Annotated in this window: 1 protein-coding gene; it reads right to left on the reverse strand. The window is 59.9% G+C overall.

From position 1 onward, the window contains the following. Positions 1-247: hypothetical protein (locus ACQG3P_RS21480; protein WP_426806186.1), on the reverse strand; the 247-nt coding region annotated here is incomplete at both ends.

The following is a 247-nucleotide window of genomic DNA, read 5'->3' on the forward strand; positions in this document are numbered from 1 at the left end:
CGGGCGGTGCCAGAGGGCGGACCTGGCCGTGTCGTTGGGGCACGCCGCGCCCTGGCCTTCACCCATGTTGAACTTCAGGTCATGCATGACCTGATGGGTGCATGCCAGGTCGGCCTGGTTGTTGGAAGAGAACAGCTCGATGTAATTGTCCAGTTGCAGGGCCATGCTGGATATCTTTCCGTCGAGCACATCGGAGCCGAACTTTGTCGAGCGCACACTTTCCGTCGAAATGCTGCGGTCGAAGCTG

Origin of the sequence: Stenotrophomonas sp. SrG (assembly GCF_050031795.1) — a bacterium.
Classification (GTDB): domain Bacteria; phylum Pseudomonadota; class Gammaproteobacteria; order Xanthomonadales; family Xanthomonadaceae; genus Stenotrophomonas; species Stenotrophomonas rhizophila_A.